The organism is Pseudarthrobacter sp. GQ63 (genome assembly GCF_059758765.1).
Genome location: NZ_JCAXEF010000011.1, coordinates 45,662 through 63,765 on the forward strand (window position 1 = coordinate 45,662; position 18,104 = coordinate 63,765).

The 18,104-nt window shown below is 64.1% G+C and carries 13 protein-coding genes and 1 tRNA gene; 1 reads left to right on the top strand and 13 read right to left on the bottom strand.

Annotated features, from left to right (window positions below; translation table 11 throughout):
• Positions 1-232 precede the first annotated feature (232 nt).
• The 5 genes from AC6CHP_RS16305 to AC6CHP_RS16325 form a co-directional block, all read right to left on the bottom strand.
• Positions 233-1,897, bottom strand: coding sequence for a hypothetical protein (locus AC6CHP_RS16305; protein WP_498231034.1), 1,665 nt, complete (start codon positions 1,895-1,897; stop codon positions 233-235).
• Between the two features lie 236 nt (positions 1,898-2,133).
• Positions 2,134-2,847: an HNH endonuclease family protein gene (locus AC6CHP_RS16310; RefSeq protein ID WP_498231036.1), complete on the bottom strand. Its 714-nt coding sequence runs from the start codon at positions 2,845-2,847 to the stop codon at positions 2,134-2,136.
• A gap of 179 nt (positions 2,848-3,026) precedes the next feature.
• Positions 3,027-3,299: a hypothetical protein gene (locus AC6CHP_RS16315; protein WP_498231038.1), complete on the bottom strand. Its 273-nt coding sequence runs from the start codon at positions 3,297-3,299 to the stop codon at positions 3,027-3,029.
• A 134-nt stretch (positions 3,300-3,433) separates the two neighbouring features.
• On the bottom strand, positions 3,434-4,564 hold the full coding sequence (locus AC6CHP_RS16320) for a tyrosine-type recombinase/integrase (RefSeq protein ID WP_498231040.1): 1,131 nt from the start codon (positions 4,562-4,564) through the stop codon (positions 3,434-3,436).
• A gap of 86 nt (positions 4,565-4,650) precedes the next feature.
• A tRNA-Leu gene (locus AC6CHP_RS16325) sits at positions 4,651-4,732 on the bottom strand.
• Between the two features lie 203 nt (positions 4,733-4,935).
• Here AC6CHP_RS16325 and AC6CHP_RS16330 point away from each other — a divergent pair.
• Positions 4,936-5,541 carry an ANTAR domain-containing response regulator gene (locus AC6CHP_RS16330; RefSeq protein ID WP_009358190.1) on the top strand — a complete coding sequence of 202 codons (606 nt, stop codon included), beginning with the start codon at positions 4,936-4,938 and terminating at the stop codon, positions 5,539-5,541.
• A gap of 108 nt (positions 5,542-5,649) precedes the next feature.
• Here AC6CHP_RS16330 and pyk read toward each other — a convergent pair whose 3' ends face one another.
• The 8 genes from pyk to AC6CHP_RS16370 form a co-directional block, all read right to left on the bottom strand.
• Positions 5,650-7,140 carry a pyruvate kinase gene (pyk, locus tag AC6CHP_RS16335; protein WP_188729981.1) on the bottom strand — a complete coding sequence of 497 codons (1,491 nt, stop codon included), beginning with the start codon at positions 7,138-7,140 and terminating at the stop codon, positions 5,650-5,652.
• A gap of 64 nt (positions 7,141-7,204) precedes the next feature.
• On the bottom strand, positions 7,205-8,662 hold the full coding sequence (locus tag AC6CHP_RS16340; protein WP_498231043.1) for a glutamate synthase subunit beta: 1,458 nt from the start codon (positions 8,660-8,662) through the stop codon (positions 7,205-7,207).
• Positions 8,655-13,268, bottom strand: a complete 4,614-nt coding sequence (gltB, locus tag AC6CHP_RS16345) for a glutamate synthase large subunit (RefSeq protein WP_188729985.1) — start codon at positions 13,266-13,268, stop codon at positions 8,655-8,657. The genes AC6CHP_RS16340 and gltB overlap by 8 nt, the downstream gene beginning before the upstream one ends.
• 263 nt (positions 13,269-13,531) lie before the next feature.
• Positions 13,532-14,686: a prolipoprotein diacylglyceryl transferase gene (gene lgt / locus AC6CHP_RS16350; RefSeq protein WP_498231045.1), complete on the bottom strand. Its 1,155-nt coding sequence runs from the start codon at positions 14,684-14,686 to the stop codon at positions 13,532-13,534.
• A gap of 4 nt (positions 14,687-14,690) precedes the next feature.
• Entirely contained in the window at positions 14,691-15,515 is an 825-nt protein-coding gene (gene trpA, locus AC6CHP_RS16355) for a tryptophan synthase subunit alpha (protein ID WP_174179232.1), read from the bottom strand.
• Entirely contained in the window at positions 15,512-16,852 is a 1,341-nt protein-coding gene (gene trpB / locus AC6CHP_RS16360; RefSeq protein ID WP_188729991.1) for a tryptophan synthase subunit beta, read from the bottom strand. The genes trpA and trpB overlap by 4 nt, the downstream gene beginning before the upstream one ends.
• A gap of 113 nt (positions 16,853-16,965) precedes the next feature.
• On the bottom strand, positions 16,966-17,787 hold the full coding sequence (trpC, locus tag AC6CHP_RS16365) for an indole-3-glycerol phosphate synthase TrpC (RefSeq protein WP_174179244.1): 822 nt from the start codon (positions 17,785-17,787) through the stop codon (positions 16,966-16,968).
• A complete protein-coding gene (locus AC6CHP_RS16370) occupies positions 17,787-18,074 on the bottom strand; it encodes an HGxxPAAW family protein (RefSeq protein ID WP_188729993.1) in 288 nt (95 codons plus the stop codon). Before AC6CHP_RS16370 ends, trpC begins: the two co-directional genes overlap by 1 nt.
• Positions 18,075-18,104 lie beyond the last annotated feature (30 nt).

Consider the following 18,104-nt stretch of genomic DNA (forward strand, 5'->3'; position numbering starts at 1 on the left):
CATGCGCGCGCTGAGACGCTTCAGTCTGCGATTCACGTATATCCGTGGTCCAGTCACATAGACTCCATGCCCGTTATTGTCATAGCACACGTGATCAGTCACATGGAGGAACCGGTCAATTTCGTCGATTGCCCGTTCATGGTTAACCTCGCTCATATAGTTATCCTGCCCCGTCATGCCGATCCACCGCACAAGGCTAGCCGTAAAGAGTGCACCAAAATTTTCGGGCGCCTCATTCTCTCCCGAATCGTCGAGTCTTCTTCAAATAACCACGCCGTTGAAGCGCCCTTCGAACCCGGGCGATCCGTCTGATAAGTGGCACACGCCAGTGGCCAGAGTTTTTGGTTGTAGCTGGTTGAGCGCTTGCACCCAAATCACCCGAAGCACGGTTCACAGCGTCGACTCCAAAAAGGGCTTTAGTAAATTCGAATATTCCCGCGATAGCACCGCCCGCTAAAACGCCGGCAAAGAAGATTGATCGACTCGATCTATTCTCGGTGGCGCTCGATGCTATCAAATATGTAGCTTCCAGTGAGCTAGGGCTGTCATTCATAGATATCGCGGGCACTCCGCTCTCGAGAGTAAGATTCCCATTGGACTTTACCCAGCGCAGTGTTGGCCTCGCTTCATCGAAGGCGGGCCTCTTATCGATGACTGCGTCGGCCGGAATAAAACCAGAGACCTTTAGGTCCATAGTTGTATTACCCGAGGCAGCAAACCAACTGCCCTCCAAGCTGTCCTGGCCGATCGAGCACGTCGAGGGCAAGGTGTTGGCGATGGTTACACTCGGCAGTTCGACCAAGTTCTTAGAACCGGCCGGTGTATGCCACTGGAAATTCTCGCCGAATAATAGGGTGGTTGAACCGAGCTGGCCGTTGGCGTCGACTGTTACCTCCCAACGCAGAACCCTGACATAACCTTCTTCACCAATGAAAACACCTCCCCTGGGCCCTGTCTCCTCGCACTGGCCGTTCACTGTGTTGCCTGTGCGAGTCGTGGCGGAGCCTCCGCTGGCAGTAAATTTCTCCGGTTCTCCCTGTGCAACTGAGGGTGCGGTCTGGGCCAATTTACCGACAACGACAGCTGCGAACTGCACCTTGGACCCTGGCACTCCGGTCCCGGTAACGGATAAAGCAGCCGGACCCTCTGGACTTACAACATCAACCCCGTTTACCAGTAACCCATCGGTCGGGGTTTCCTGCCTGTTACCGTAGCCGACGTTGAAGCTTACCGAGATGTTCCGCAGCCCTTGGCCTGAGTAAAGGAATATTTCGTCCCGTTGGCGAGAAACGGGCGATACTTCTGCTGATACGGCGGTTCCGAAGAAATGAGAGGCGAGTGCAACACTCGCGGCCGTCATCACAAGAGGAATGATAAGGGCAGCCCGATCGGACTGCTTTCGCCGCCTTCGTAGAACAGAACAAGTCTTAATGACAGCGGCGCAACACAACGTCGAGATCACTAAGACCTCGAAAAAATTGGGCCTTACGCTCGCAGGAACAGATTCCCAGGGAGCGGAACTCGCAGCGCTGAGAGATATAAGACTCGTTCCAATAACCGCTATTGACGCGACGATCAGCGTAATTGAAACCGTTACGCCACGAGACTCCGCTTCCAGCCCATACCTATATATAGGGAACGAAAAAATCAGGCCGGTGACAAAAATTATAGAAAGGCATGCCGCAACCGCCTGGCTCATCGGGGCGAGCCCTGAGTAACCGGATTCGCTCAACGAAGGTAGCAAGGCAAAGGAGGTTGACCACCATACAAGTACCACAACTATTACGTGCCTAAAAAAGCGTAGCCCACCTCTTAATGGAAAAGCTGCTCCAGTCGCCACGGCCAGCTTTTTGCTCAGGGCGCCTAGCTTGGTGAGCCACGCCTTGGATTCAGTCACAACTCTATGCACGAACCGATCTTAGGCGAGACGACCGAGGGGTGACGTAACTCCTTCCTCAACCTATTCGTAAACTTGCCGCCACAAACTCCTTTATTGGCACGACAAGCGTCTCGTCTACCCACTCCGCCCCCACAATTCTTCTGTCATCAGCATCTTCAGTCAGGCAAGCTGGCTGCGCCCCCGACCGCTCTAACAGCACCTGTTGTAGCTGAACTACCGAGCGCTAAAAGGGTCTACGTGCAGCCTTCGAGAATCCCGGCGATGGCGTCATGCTCGGCTTGTGTGACCCAGAGACGGTATTTGGCCTTGACGGCGGTTTGGCGGGCGACGTACTCGCATCGGAAAGCTTTGTTCGGCGGCAGCCACGTGGCCGCGTCTCTATCGCCTTTGGCACTGTTGGTGGGGCCGTCGGCGGCCATGAGATTCAGCGGGTCGTTGGCGAGTTCCTTGCGCTGGTCAGCGTTGAGTTGTTGTGCGCCCTTTTGCCAGGCATCGCTGAGGGGAACGATATGGTCAATCTGGACATGGGAGCTGGTGTCCTGGCCGCGCGTAAAGGTGATTGTGGTGGCGGTGTACTTATCTACCAACGTTCCTGCGGCGACGACACAGTCTTTGGTGCCGGGCTTGAATGTTGCGTTCGCCAGGTCGCGGGCCAGGATGTCGTTGCGGGTGTCACAGCCGTTGCGGTCAACGTCAGCCCAAGCCGGTCCAAACTCCTCCCGGGTATAACCAGTCTTCGGGGCGCGCCCCTTCACCGGAATGTTCTCCAATTGGACGAGGGCGTTGGCGGCGTCACCGACAGCGGCCGGCGCATCGGCGGCGGCGCCTGGAGCAGCCTCGATGATTTCGTAAGCGTTGGCTGCGGCGTCACAACCTACTAATGACCCACCCAGCATTATTGCGATGGCAGCGGCCAGGGCTTTGGCGGGAGAACAGGTGGTCTTCATGGTCCTTCTCGTTACAGGGCGTTGTTCCACGCTAGCTTTGACCACCACCTGCCGCAGGTAACCGGGTCCGTGGTGCCTTCCACACGTCCGCGCCATTAGTACTCTGAGAGGCCCGCTACGGGTGCACTGGTTGCCTCAACTGTTCGAACCATCGCCCTCACGGGAAACGTCAGGCTTACTCAACGCGCCGTAGCCAGTCTGACCTTGGTCCGAGTACCGATGAGCCTTTCCTTCGTCACGGGCCCTGTGCCGGAGAGCGAGGAACCAGTGCTGCCGGGGAGGATCTCACTCAACTTGGCGATTTCCAGAATGTGTTCCGAGGTGAAGATGATCTTGCCCTTTCCCCAGCAAGCGTGAGGGAAACGTCCACTAGTTGCGCCATCACGCAACCAGGACTCTGTGCAGCGCATCAGCGCCGCGGCTTCTGCGGGCTCAAAGAATTCGATGTCCACGGCAACTCCCCAGGAATGGTGCAGGTTTCTCAGATTCATGCACTCCAGCGGATTTACCGACATGACCGAAGGCCTGATGGAGCAATCCCTCGCATTTTTGCCTGGACATCCAGGCCGACGCACTGTAGACGCAGTCAGCGGAGGAAGGCCGTTATCGACCGCTCAGTCGCGTCAGCACCAGCCTGAAGCGCCTCCGGCATCAAGTGCCCGTACACCTGCTCTGTAGTCCGCGTGGAGGCATGCCCGAGTCGGCGCGAGATGGTGAACAAGGGCACGCCGTCCTGGATCAGCCAGGATGCGTGCGTGTGGCGGAGGTCGTGAATTCGTGGATTTTTCGTGAGCCCTATCGCTTGAGCGGTGCGAACGGCAGGCACCCAGTAGTGGTGCCAGTACAGCTTGTGGATGATGCGTTCGCCCTTGGGCGTCGTGAACACAAGCTCCTTGCCGGGTCGGCTCGCTACCAACGGGATCAGCAATTCCACAAGCGCAGGGTTCAAACCTATGGTCCGCTTGCCGGCACCTGTCTTCGTCGCCCCAATGTAGAACTGGTTCTGGCCGTCCCGTTTCCAGGCCTTGTTGATCCGGGCGGTGGGCGGTCTTGAGAGCAGGTCGACGTCGGCCACGGTAAGGGCGGTTGCCTCACCGAAACGGGTGCCGGTCATGACCAGGAAGTTGGTGAACGCCTTGTAGCGCTCCCCCATCCCTTCCATGATGAGGCTGAACTCCGCATGGGTGAGGAACATGGCCTCGTCCTCGGCCTTTTCAATACCGGGAAGCTGCACGCCACGGCAAGGGTTCCGCGGTATGTATCCGAGCATCTCTGCAGTATTCATGGCGGCCGAGATCAGGCCGTGAACGTTGTGGATGGTCTTCGGCGCCTTGCCCTTGGCCATCATGGACTTCACCCAGTGCGCGATCAGCCGGTAGTCCAGCTTGTCCACCGGAACATGGCCGATGATGTTCCGGATATGCAGGTCCAGCATGGTCTGGTAGGTCTTGGTGGTTCCACTGGATGGGCGGATCAGCAGGTCGATGTGTTCCTGAATGACCTCAGCCACTGTCGGTGTGCGCTTCTCGTTCGACAGGATGGCATGCTGTGCGATTTCGAAGGACTGACCATTGGCGTCTAGCAGCCGCTTCAGCGTCTCAGCTTCAACAAGGGTGCCAACGGTGAGGCCTTGCGATGCTCGGGTTTTCGGATCCCGCCAACGCACCATGTAGGACTTGGACCCGTCCTTTTTGGTGCGTGTAGCGATGCTGGCCATAGAAAAACGTTACGCTCGTGTACACACTTTTGGTGTTTTTGTACACACTCAACCGCCCAACAGGCATCTGACCTGCGGAAACACTGTGCCCGAGGTGGGACTCGAACCCACACACCTTTCGATACCGCATTTTGAGTGCGGCGCGTCTGCCAATTCCGCCACTCGGGCGCGGAATACGCAAAGCAAACCGGTACGCCCACAGCTGATTGTGAGCAACGCGATCGCTTCACGTACGCGGAATTACTCTACAGCCAGATAGGCTGAATTCCAGAATCGCGCCGCCGACGCCGCAACCGACCATGCAGATCATGTACAGGACCGGGCGCACCTAAGATAGTGATGTCCCCGCCGTACCTTTCCAAGGAGATCCCGTGACTGAACAGACGGAGTCAAAGCCCACGTCCCAGCCGGCGCGCCGCGTCATTGTGGCCGAGGATGAAACCCTCATCCGCCTCGACATCATCGAAATCCTGCGCGGCGAAGGCTATGACGTTGTGGGAGAGGCGGACAACGGCGAGAAGGCCGTCCAGCTCGCCGAGGAACTGAAGCCGGACCTCGTCCTGATGGACGTCAAGATGCCCGTGATGGACGGCATCTCCGCGGCAGAGAAGATCGTCAAGGCCCGCATCGCCCCGGTGGTGCTGCTGACCGCGTTCAGCCAGAAGGAACTCGTGGAACGTGCCCGCGACGCCGGCGCCATGGCGTACGTGGTGAAGCCGTTCACCCCCGCAGACCTCATCCCCGCGCTGGAGATCGCCCTCTCCCGCCACGAGGAAATCAAGGCCCTCGAAAGCGAGGTCTCCGACCTCCAGGAGCAGTTCGCCACCCGCAAGCTCGTGGAACGCGCCAAGAGCCTGCTCACCACCAAGATGGGCCTCACGGAGCCGGAAGCCTTCCGCTGGATCCAGAAGACCTCCATGGACCGCCGCCTGAGCATGCGCGAAGTCGCCGAGACCATCATCAACCAAGTCAACTAGTTCCGCCCGGTTGGGTCTGCCAAAATTCCGGCAGGCCCAACCAATAAGACCACAAACGAGAAGGACCCCCGCCGGTTGGCAGGGGTCCTTTTCGTCAGTCCGAAAGCCTTAGGCCTTCTTCTTCTTTTCCGGCCAAGGGCCGAGCTTTTCCTTGTTGCTGGTTGCTTCGCCAACGCGGGTGGAGTCGGCGAGGTCGCCCACCTTGTGCACCTTCAGCGAGTTGGTGGAGCCGGCCTTTCCGGGAGGGGAACCGGCGGCGATAACCACCAGGTCGCCGTCGTCCACCAGGTTCATCTCCATGAGGCTGCGGTCAACCTGCGCGGTCATCTCGTCGGTGTGGTCCACCATCTGGACCAGGACCGGCTGGATGCCCCAGGTCAGTGCCAGCTGGTTCCAGACCTGCTCCACCGGGGTGAACGCGAAGACGGGCTTGATGGGGCGCAGGCGGGACAGGCGGCGTGCGGAGTCGCCGGACTGGGTGAAAGCACAGATGTACTTTGCGTCCAGCTGATCGGCAATTTCGACGGCGGCACGCGTGATGGCGCCGCCACGGGTCTTGGGCTTGGTACCCAGCGGGGGGACGCGCTCAAGGCCGTGGACCTCGGTGGACTCGATGATCCGGGCCATGACCTTGACGGTCTCGATGGGGTACTTGCCCACGCTGGTCTCGCCGGAGAGCATCACAGCGTCTGCACCGTCGAGGACGGCGTTGGCGCAGTCCGAGGCCTCCGCGCGGGTGGGGCGCGGGTTGTCGATCATGGATTCCAGGACCTGGGTGGCCACGATGACCGGCTTGGCCCAGCGGCGGGCCAGCTCGATGGCGCGCTTCTGGACGATCGGCACTTCCTCCAGGGGAAGTTCAACGCCCAGGTCGCCACGGGCCACCATGATGGCATCGAATGCGTCGATGATCTCGGACAGCTGCTCCACGGCCTGGGGCTTCTCGATCTTGGCGATGACCGGCACGCGGCGGCCTTCCTCGTCCATGATCTCGTGCACGCGGACAATGTCCGACGCGTCCCGGACGAAGGACAGGGCCACCAGGTCTACGCCGCGGCGCATGGCCCAGCGGAGGTCGTCCTCATCCTTTTCGCTCAGCGCCGGCACGTTGACGGCCACGCCGGGAAGGTTGATGCCCTTGTTGTTGGAAACCATGCCGCCCACGGTGACCTCGGCGACCACCTTGACGTCGTCAACAGCCGTGGCACGCAGGGCCACCTTGCCGTCGTCGATCAGCAGGGCGTCGCCTACGTTGACGTCATCGGTGAGGCTCTTCAGCGTGGTGGAGCAGATGTCCTTGGTGCCGGGAACGTCCTCGGTGGTGATGGTGAACGTGTCGCCAACGGCGAGTTCGTGCGGGCCGTCAACGAAGCGGCCCAGGCGGATTTTGGGACCCTGCAGGTCGGCCATGATGGCTACGGCCTTACCCAGGTCCGCCGCTGCCTTGCGGACGTTCTCGTAGGTGTTGTCGTGCACGGAGTAGTCGCCGTGGCTCATGTTCATGCGGGCAACGTCAACACCGGCTTCCAGTACCGCGAGTGTGTTTTCGTAGCTGGCGATGGCCGGGCCGAACGTAGCCACAATTTTTGCGCGTCTCATATACCTACCCTATTGGTCTCTTGCATTGGTTAAGTTGTCGCGGAGGTGAACCTCCGGTGCATCGCTAGAGGACGGCGATGGCGCGGTCCGTCGGGGCCACGGGAGCGGGCAGGATGGTGCTGCCCATCAGGTACTTGTCCACGGCTGCGGCGGCGGCGCGCCCTTCGGCGATGGCCCACACAATGAGGGACTGGCCGCGGCCGGCGTCACCGGCCACGAAGACGCCCTCAGTGTTGGTCATGTAGTAGCCGTCGCGGGACACGTTGCCGCGGCCGTCGAACTCCGCCTTGACCTGCTCGGTGATGCCTGCGGGCTCCGCTCCGGTGAAGCCGAGTGACAGGAACACCAGGTCCGCGGGAATGATCCGTTCCGTGCCGGCCTTGGGCAGGCGCTTGCCGTCAACGAATTCCGTCTCGGCAACCTTGACGCCCGTCAGCTTGCCGTCCTCGCCCACGAACTCCACGGTGGAGGCAAGGTACGTGCGCTCACCGCCTTCCTCGTGGGCGCTGGCAACCTCGAACAGCGTGGGGAACGTCGGCCACGGCTGGTGGCCGGCGCGCTCCGCCGGCGGCTGCTTGCCGATTGCCAGGGTGGTCACCGAGGCGGCACCGTGCCGGTGTGCGGTGCCGAGGCAGTCCGCGCCGGTGTCGCCGCCGCCGAGGATCACCACGTGCTTGCCCTGGGCGTGGATCTGGTTCTCGATTGCCTCCCCTGCCACGGCACGGTTGGCCGGGACCAGGTAGTCCATGGCGAAGTGGACGCCGTCCAGGTCGCGGCCCGGGATGGGCAGGTTCCTCGGGACGGTGGCGCCGGTGCAGACAACAACAGCGTCGTAACGCCGCCGCAGCTGCTCCCAGGTGACGTCGGTGCCCACGGCGACGCCGGTACGGAAGCGGGTGCCTTCCGCCTTCATCTGCTCAACGCGGCGGTCCACCTGATCCTTTTCCATCTTGAAGTCGGGGATGCCGTAGCGGAGCAGGCCGCCGATCTTGTCGTCGCGCTCGTACACCGCAACGGTGTGGCCCACGCGGGTCAGCTGCTGCGCCACTGCCAGCCCTGCGGGGCCGGAGCCGACGACGGCAACCGTCTTGCCGGTCAGGCGTGCGGGAGGCAGGGGCTCCACCCAACCGTTGTCCCAGGCCTCGTCAATGATGGAGACTTCCACCTGCTTGATGGTCACCGCAGGCTGGTTGATCCCCAGGACGCAGGAGGCTTCACACGGTGCCGGGCAGAGCCGGCCGGTGAACTCCGGGAAGTTGTTCGTGGCGTGCAGCCGCTCGATGGCTTCCTCGCCCTTGTCCCGCCACGTGAGGTCGTTCCACTCGGGAATGAGGTTGCCCAGCGGGCAGCCCTGGTGGCAGAACGGCACGCCGCAGTCCATGCAGCGGCCGGCCTGGGCCTTCAGGGTGCCCTTCTCCTGCGCCTCATACACTTCCTTCCAGTCCATGATGCGGACGGGAACGGGACGGCGCGGCTGGGTTTCACGCTGGCGTACTTTCAAAAATCCGCGTGGATCAGCCACCGGTTACCTCCAGGATTCGGGACCACACTTCTTCGCCGTCGGGGTCCAGGCCCTCTTCGATGGCGTCGAGACGGGTCTGCAGTACGGCTGCATAGTCGCGCGGCAGCACCTTGGTAATGCGGGCGGCGGTGTCATCGAAGTTCTCGAGGAGGCGCGCCGCCAGCTGGGAATCAGTTTCTTCAACGTGCTTGACCAGCAGGCCGTGCACGATGTCGCGGTCCTCGGCGTCCAGCTCGCGGAGCTGGAGTTCGCCGGACTGCAGGGCGTCCTTGTTGACGCGGGCAGCGTCCAGGTCAAGGACGTACGCGGTACCGCCGGACATGCCGGCGCCGAAGTTGCGTCCGGTGCGGCCGATGATCAGCGTCTGGCCGCCCGTCATGTACTCACAGCCGTGGTCACCGATGCCTTCGACCACGGCGGTGGCGCCCGAGTTGCGGACCAGGAAGCGTTCGCCCACCTGGCCGCGCAGGAACATCTCGCCGCTGGTCGCCCCGTAGCCGATCACGTTGCCGGCGATGACGTTGGTCTCCGCCTTGAACACGTTGGTGCGGTCCGGGCGGACGATGATGCGGCCGCCGGAGAGGCCCTTGCCCACGTAGTCATTGGAGTCGCCGAACAGCCGCAGGGTGATGCCCGCGGGCAGGAACGCGCCCAGGGACTGGCCGGCGGTGCCGCTCAGGGTGATGTCGATGGTGTCCGTGGCCAGGACATCGGTGCCAAACGTCTTGGTGACGACGTGCCCCAGCATGGTGCCCACCGAACGGTCCGTGTTGATGACGTCCACGGCAATCTTGACCGGGCTGCGGTCCGTCAGCGCCTCGGTGGACATGGTGATCAGGCGCTGGTCGAAGTGCTTGTCCAGCTCGTGGTTCTGGCCGGTCATGTTCCGCAGCGGGGCGTCGTCGTCGAACTCCAGCCCGTGCAGGATCGGGTCCAGGTCCAGGCCGTCAGCCTTCCAGTGGTTGACGGCCTCCCGGGCGTCGAGGACCTCGGCGTGGCCGATTGCCTCCTCCAGGCTGCGGAAGCCAAGCTCCGCCAGGATTTCGCGGACTTCCTCGGCAAGGAACTCGAAGAAGTTGACCACGAATTCGGGCTTGCCGCTGAAGCGTGCGCGGAGTTCCGGGTTCTGCGTTGCCACGCCCACCGGGCAGGTGTCCAGGTGGCAGACGCGCATCATGATGCAGCCTTCCACCACCAGTGGGGCAGTGGCGAAGCCGAATTCCTCGCCGCCGAGCAGCGCGGCGATCACCACGTCGCGGCCGGTCTTGAGCTGACCGTCAACCTGCACCACCACACGGTCGCGCAGGCCGTTGAGCATCAGGGTCTGCTGGGTCTCGGCCAGGCCGAGCTCCCACGGAACACCTGCGTGCTTGAGCGAGTTCAGCGGCGAGGCGCCCGTTCCGCCGTCATGGCCGGAGACCAGTACGACGTCGGCCTTCGCCTTGGTGACACCGGCGGCAACCGTGCCGATGCCCACCTCGGAGACGAGCTTGACGTGCACCCGTGCCGAGGGGTTGGCGCGCTTGGCATCGTAGATCAGTTGCGCGAGGTCCTCGATGGAGTAGATGTCGTGGTGCGGGGGCGGGGAAATGAGCCCGACGCCGGGCGTCGAGTGCCGCGTCCGGGCCACCCACGGGTAGACCTTCTGCGCCATGAGCTGGCCGCCCTCGCCGGGCTTGGCACCCTGGGCCATCTTGATCTGGATGTCGTCCGCGTTGGTCAGGTACAGGCTGGTCACGCCGAACCGGCCGGACGCGATCTGTTTGACGGCCGAGCGGCGCTTGGGGTCGAGCAGGCGGTCAACGTCCTCGCCGCCTTCACCGGTGTTGGACTTGCCGCCCAGCTGGTTCATGGCGATGGCCAGCGTCTCGTGGGCTTCCTGGGAGATGGAGCCGTAACTCATGGCACCCGTGGAGAACCGCTTGACGATGCTGGAGACGGGCTCCACTTCCTCGAGCGGAACGGGCGGGCGCTCGTTCTTGAACTTGAGGAGGCCGCGCAGGGTCATCAGGTTCTCGGACTGGTCGTCCACTCCCCTGGTGTACGCCTTGAAGATGTCGTAGCGGCGCTCACGCGTGGCGTGCTGCAGCCGGAACACTGTCTCCGGGTTGAACAGGTGGGGCTCGCCGTCACGGCGCCACTGGTACTCGCCGCCGCCCAGCAGCGGGCGGTGGGGCTGCTCGATGCCGCCCTCGGGGTAGGCCATCTGGTGGCGCGCGGAAACCTCCGCGGCGATGACGTCCAGCCCCACGCCGCCAAGCTGCGAGTGGGTGCCGGCGAAGAATTCGTCCACCAGTTCTTGGCCCAGGCCGAGCGCCTCGAACGTCTGGGCGCCGGTGTAGGACGCCACCGTGGAGATGCCCATCTTGGACATGATCTTCAGGACGCCCTTGCCGAGGCCCTTGATCAGGTTGTACACGCCGTCCTGCGGGGTGACCCCGGTGACGTCGCCGGCGGCAATCAGCTGCTCCACCGATTCCATGGCCAGGTACGGGTTGACGGCGGAGGCGCCGTAGCCGATCAGGACAGCCACATGGTGCGTCTCGCGGACGTCGCCGGCTTCCACCACCAGGGCAGTCTTGGTGCGGTTGGCGCTGCGCAGCAGGTGGTGGTGCACGGCGCTGACCAGCAGCAGCGACGGGATGGGCGCCCACTGGGCGTTGGAGTCACGGTCGGAGAGCACCACGTACTGCACGCCGCGGTTGATGGCACCGGACACCTGCTCGCAGATCTCGGTGAGCCGTGCGCGGAGTGCGTTCTCGCCGCCCTCGGGGCGGTAAAGCCCGCGGACCTTCATGGCCACCTTGTCGCCGTCGGCGTTTTCAATGTTGGCGATCTTGGCGAGTTGGTCGTTGTTGATCACCGGGAACGGCAGCTGGACCTGGGGCTGGCGGACCTGCTTGGTGTCCAGGAGGTTGCCGTTGGGGCCAATGGCACAGGTCAGGGAGGTGACCAGTTCCTCGCGGATGGCGTCCAGCGGCGGGTTGGTCACCTGAGCGAAGGACTGCACAAAGTAGTCGAAGAGCAGGCGGGGGCGCTTGGACAGCACCGCCACGGGCGTATCCGAGCCCATGGCGCCCAGCGGCTCGGCGCCGGTGCGGGCCATCGGGCCGAGCAGGATCTTCAGTTCCTCGGTGGTGTAGCCGAAGGTGCGCTGGCGGATGTTCACGGACGCGGCCGTGTGGACCACGTGCTCGCGTTCGGGGAGCTCGTTGAGGTCGATCAGGTTGTCCTTGACCCACTCCGCCCACGGGTTGGCGGCGGCGACCTCGGCCTTGACCTCTTCATCGTCGATGACGCGGCCGGCCTCGGTGTCCACCAGGAACATCTTGCCCGGGGACACGCGGCCCTTCTTGACCACCTTGGAGGCTTCGACGTCGATGACGCCCACCTCGGAGGCGAAGACAATCAGGCCGTCCTCGGTGATCCAGAAGCGTCCGGGACGCAGGCCGTTGCGGTCCAGGGTGGCGCCCACCAGGCTGCCGTCGGTGAACGAGACGGCGGCGGGGCCGTCCCACGGTTCCATCAGCAGGGAGTGGTACTCGTAGAACGCGCGCCGGGCCGGATCCATGGTGGCGTGGTTTTCCCAGGCCTCGGGGATCATCATCATGATCGAGTGCGTGATGGGGCGGCCGGACAGCCACAGCAGCTCGGCCACCTCGTCGAAGGACGCGGAGTCCGAGGCACCCGGAGTACAGATGGGGTACAGCTCTTCCGGAGTGTCGCCCAGCAGCGGGTTGGCCAGCTGCGACTGGCGGGCGCGCATCCAGTTCCGGTTTCCCTTAACCGTGTTGATTTCACCGTTGTGCGCGATGGTGCGGAACGGCTGGGCCAGCGGCCAGGACGGGAAGGTATTGGTGGAGAAGCGCGAGTGGACGATTGCCAGCTTGGTCTTGAAGCGCTTGTCCGAGAGGTCCGGGTAGAACGGCTCCAGCTGGGCGGTGGTGAGCATGCCCTTGTAGACAATGGTGCGCGAGGACAGCGACGGGAAGTAGACGCCGAACTTGTTCTGGGCGCGCTTGCGGATCCGCCAGGCGCGGGAATCCAGTTCATTGCGGTCCAGTTCCTCGCCGGTGGCGGATGCCAGGAAGGGCTGGGAGAAGTAGGGCATGCAGGCGCGGGCCATGGCACCAACCAGGTCCGCGACGATGGGCACTTCGCGCCACCCGAGGACCGTCAGGCCCTCGTCGGCCGCCAGGCCCTCGATGCCGGCCTTGGCGGCGTCGGCCTCGCGCTGTTCGGCGGGAAGGAAAGCGGTGCCGGCCACGTACTGGCCGGGAGCGGGAAGTTCGAACTCCGTGACCGCGCGGAAGAACTCGTCCGGGATCTGCATGAGGAGGCCTGCGCCGTCACCGGTGCCCTCGTCCGCGCCCACGGCACCGCGGTGCTCAAGGTTGCGCAGGGCGGTGAGGGCGGCATCCACGATGTCATAGCCGGGCTCGCCGCGGAGGGTGGCGATGATCGCAAGACCGCAGGCGTCCTTCTCCTGCTCCGGGTTGTAGAGCCCGGCCGCCTCCGGCAGGGCTGCGAAGCGCTTGAACGGCGACATGGCAGTCTCAGGCTGGTCCGGTTCTGACCAGCTGGGAGTGTGAAGAGTTTGGGTCATGGGAGACGTCCTTCCTCCTGATCGTGCGTATGGAAGGGACAACGTTGGCCCCACTCGTCGGCGCCGCTCTGATGGGCACAACAAAGTGTTATTTACTGGAAATTGTAGGTCAGCATGGCCTGCTGAACTAACAGTTACGCAGGCCCCTGCCCCGGGCAACACCGGACAGCAGCTCTATGCTGTCCAGGGTGGCCCCGCTGCCACGACGCTGTGGTGATTGGGCGCTTCGAGCGGTGGCTCTGCTGCCCTGCCTGGCCCGCGCGCTACTTGGTAGCGCCGGCCTCCGGCGCGGTTCCTGTGGCAGTGCTGCCGGACTTTCCGGCGGCCGTTGCATCCGGTCCGGGCGTGGTGCCCGCCGGCGCAGCCGCGGCCTCCTCCGTTGGCACGGAAGCACGCCGGGAACCGCTTTGGTTATCAGGGAGATTATCACGCGATTCACTATCTGAGACAACAGTGTCCGGATCACGGACCTCGTCGCCAGCGACTGCTGCGGCCTTCGGACCGTCAACCTTCTCCGGCTCACGGCCCGCCAAATACACGGTGTCCCGCCCGGTGCGCTTCTTCCGTCCCAGCAGGATGAAGGCCGCCAGGGCTGCCAGGAACACGAAGATGCTGGTCCAGACGTTCAGGCGGGTGGTGATGCCGAACAATTCAATCTGCTCGGCGTCATCGATCCGCATCGCCTCGATCCAGACCCGGCCCAGCGTGTAGTACATGGCGTAGAGCCAGAACAGCCTGCTGCGGCGGAAGTTGAACTTCCGGTCCAGTGCGAGCAGGAGGACGACGCCGGCCAGGTTCCACAGCGATTCGTACAGGAACGTGGGGTGGAACAGCGTGTCCGCCGGAGTTCCGGCCGGAAAGTTGGGGTTGTCGGCATCGATCTGCAGGCCCCACGGCAGGGTGGTGGGGCCGCCGAAGAGTTCCTGGTTGAAGTAGTTGCCCCAGCGGCCGATGGCCTGGGCCAGCAGCAGCCCGGGCGCGGCGGCGTCCAGGAAGGCGCTGAGCTTGACGCCGCTGCGGCGGCAGCCGATCCAGGCGCCCACGACACCGAGCACAACGGCGCCCCAGATGCCGAGTCCGCCGCGCTGGATCTGGGGAATGAGGGACAGGTCGCCGGTGCCGTCGAAGCCGGGGCCGAAGTAGGCATCGGGTGAGGACACCACGTGGTAGAGGCGTCCGCCGATGATGCCGAAGGGAATGGCCCAAACCACAATGTCCCAGACGCTGCCTTCAGGCGCGCCACGGCGTGCCCAGCGGACGGAGGTCAGCCAGAGGCCCGCCACGATGCCTGCCAGGATGCACAGTGCGTAGGCGTGGATGCGCAGCGTTCCCCAGGGAAGGGGAATATCGAACCCGGACCAGTCCGGGCTCGGAATGCTGGCCGGCACCATGGCGGCTGCCTGAAGGAGGGTCTGCATGGGTTTAGGCTTCTTCCTCTGTCAGTCCGGTGCGGCTCAGTCCGGTGCTGAGGTCCTTGGTGAGGGCGGCGACGGCGTCCACACCGCCGTCGCGGATTGCTGCCACCAGGGCGGTGCCCACGATGACCCCTTCGGCGTAGGCGGCGATCTCGCGGACCTGTCCGGCGTTGGAGACGCCGAGGCCCACGCACACCCGCTCGGCGCCGGCGGCGTGTGCCGCTGCCACCACGTCCTTGGCCGCGGTGCTGACGGAGGTCCGGGCGCCGGTGACACCCATGATGGACACGGCGTAGACGAAGCCCCGGCTGGCGTCCACCGTCCGCTGCATGCGCTCGGTGGTGGAGGACGGCGCAACCAGGAACACGCGGTCCAGGCCGTACTTGTCGGAGGCTTCCATCCATTCGGCAGCCTCATCCGGAATGAGGTCAGGGGTGATGAGCCCTGCTCCCCCGGCCTCGGCCAGGCGGCGGGAAAACTCGTCCACGCCCATCCGGACCACAGGGTTCCAGTAGGTCATGACCAGGACAGCGGCATCGGTCCTGCTGGTGATGCCCTGCACGACGTCGAACACCTGGCTGACGGAGAAACCCTTGGCCAGCGCCTCGGTGGTGGCGGCCTGGATGACCTGGCCGTCCATCACGGGGTCGGAGTAGGGAATGCCGATCTCGATGAGGTCGGCACCGTTCTCAGCCAGGGCGATGCCGGCGGCGATGGTCTCCTCGACGCTGGGGTAGCCGGCGGGAAGGTAGCCGATGAGGGCTGCCCGGCCCTCGGCACGGGCCTTGTCGATGGCGGCCGCTGATTTGCTGGTGGTCTGTGCAGTGGTCACAGCTGTTCCCCCTCTTTGCCGATTTCCGACTCGGCGGAATCCTTGTCCAACAGGTTGAACCATTCGGCTGCGGTGGCCACATCCTTGTCCCCGCGGCCTGAAAGGTTCACAATGACGATCTTGTCCTGCGCCGTCCCGCCGCTGGCCGCGGCTTCGGCGGCGAGGCGCTGGCCCACCTTGATGGCCCCGGCCAGCGCATGGGAGGACTCGATGGCCGGAATGATACCTTCCGTGCGGCACAGCAGCCGGAAGGATTCCATGGCCTCGCTGTCCGTGATGGGCTCATAGCTCACCCGTCCGATGTCCGCCAGGTAGGAGTGCTCGGGGCCCACACCGGGGTAGTCGAGGCCTGCGGAAATCGAGTGCGACTCGATGGTCTGGCCGTCGTCGTCCTGCATGAGGTAGGAACGGGCGCCGTGCAGCACGCCGGGCTTGCCCAGCGTGATGGTGGCCGCGTGGCGTCCGGTGTCCACGCCGTCGCCGCCGGCTTCGAAGCCGTAGATCTTCACGGACGGATCGTCAAGGAAGCCGTGGAAGATGCCGATGGCGTTGGAGCCGCCGCCGATGCACGCGCAGACGGCGTCCGGGAGCCGGCCTTCCTGCTCCAGGATCTGGGCGCGGGCTTCCTCGCCGATGACTTCGTGGAAGTACCGGACCATGGCCGGGAAGGGGTGGGCCCCTGCCGCGGTGCCCAGGAGGTAGTGGGTGTTGTCCACGTTGGCCACCCAGTCGCGCAGGGCGTCGTTGATCGCGTCCTTGAGGGTCTGCGATCCGCTGGTTACGGGGATGACGGTAGCGCCAAGGAGTTCCATGCGGGCAACGTTCAGCGCCTGGCGGCGGCAGTCCTCGGCACCCATGTAGACGACGCATTCGAGCCCCATGAGGGCAGCGGCGGTGGCACTGGCGACGCCGTGCTGGCCTGCGCCGGTCTCGGCGATGACGCGCGTCTTGCCCATCCGCTTGGCCAGCAGCGCCTGGCCGAGGACGTTGTTGATCTTGTGCGATCCGGTGTGGTTGAGGTCCTCGCGCTTGAGGAAGATGCGCACTCCCCCGGCGTGCTGGGAGAAGCGCTTGGCTTCGGTCAGGAGTGACGGCCGGCCGGAGTAGTTCTTGTTCAGGTCGGCGATCTGGGCCCGGAATTCAGGATCTTCCTTGGCCTTGTTGAAGGTTTCCTCGAGTTCGTCCAGCGCGGCGATCAGGGATTCCGGCATCCAGCGTCCGCCGTAGCTTCCGAAGTAGGGTCCCGGGGCGTGCTTGAGGGAGCCGCCCTGCAGGAATGCTTCGGCGGCAGTGTTGTCAGTATCGTTGTCGGCGTTGCCGGAGGGTGCTTCAGCCATCGGTCCCGTCCTGTTCCAGTTGGATGTTTCTCAAAGTGTGGTCCCCGCGGCCGGCCGGGCAGGACCAGCCGGCGGGGCCCAGCCCCGCCTTCTGGTCCTGCACCGTGCGTGCGTCAGCCGCGGGCGGCAATGGCGGCGGCGCCTGCCGCCTTGAACTCGGCGATCCGCTCCTGCGGTGTCGAGTGGCTCACCAGGGCCTCGCCGACGAGGACGGCGTTGGCGCCGCTGGCGGCGTAGTGCGTGACGTCGTCGGCGTCCCGCACGCCGGACTCGGCAACCACCACTGCCCCGGCCGGGATCTGTCCGGCCAGCGAGGCGAAAACGGAACGGTCGACGTCGAGCGTCTTCAGGTTCCGTACGTTGACGCCGATGATGCGCGCCTGCGCGGCAACGGCCCGCTCGATTTCCTCTTCGGTGTGCGTTTCCACCAGCACGTTCATGCCAAGTTCGCGGCTGAGGGCGCTGAACTCGGCGAGCTGGGCGTCGGAGAGCGCGGCAACGATGAGGAGGATCAGGTCCGCGCCGTGGGCGCGGGCTTCCCAGATCTGGTACTCGTCAAGCGTGAAGTCCTTCCGCAGGAGCGGAACGTCGACGGCGGCCCGCACGGCGTCGAGGTCCGCGAGGGACCCGCTGAAGCGGCGCTGCTCGGTGAGGACACTGATGACGGAGGCACCGCCGTCGGCATACTGCCTGGCGAGGGACGCGGGATCGCCGATAGCGGCAAGGTCTCCCTTGGAGGGGCTGCGGCGTTTGATTTCCGCGATGACTTTGAGCTCAGCCCGGGAGGGCGAAGGGCCGCCGAGCGCTGCCCAGGCGTCGCGGGCAGGTGCCGCGGCCTGCGCCAGGTCCTTCAGTTCAGCCAGCGAAACAAGCTGTTTCCGGGCCTCCATATCCTCCCTGACACCGGCGTTGATGTCATCGAGAACAGTGGACATCAGTGGCCGGAGTTCTTCAGCTTGCTGCCTTCAACGCCGTAGCCTGCCTTGCGCATGATGTAGCCCAGGATCAGGCCGAGCACCATGACGCAGCCGCCGGCAATGAAGATGGGGGTGTTGGCAATGACGAACGCGATTGACATGATCAGGGCGCCGACCAGCATCACGATGACGCAGGTCCAGGCTGCGGGGCTGTTGCCGTGGCCAAGTTCCTGGCTGTGGTCGATGACGCCCGGGGCTACAGTGCGGGTGCCGGACTTGGAAACGGACGCAGGTGCTTTGCTCATGGAAATCTCCTCAGGGTGAATACTGCTTAC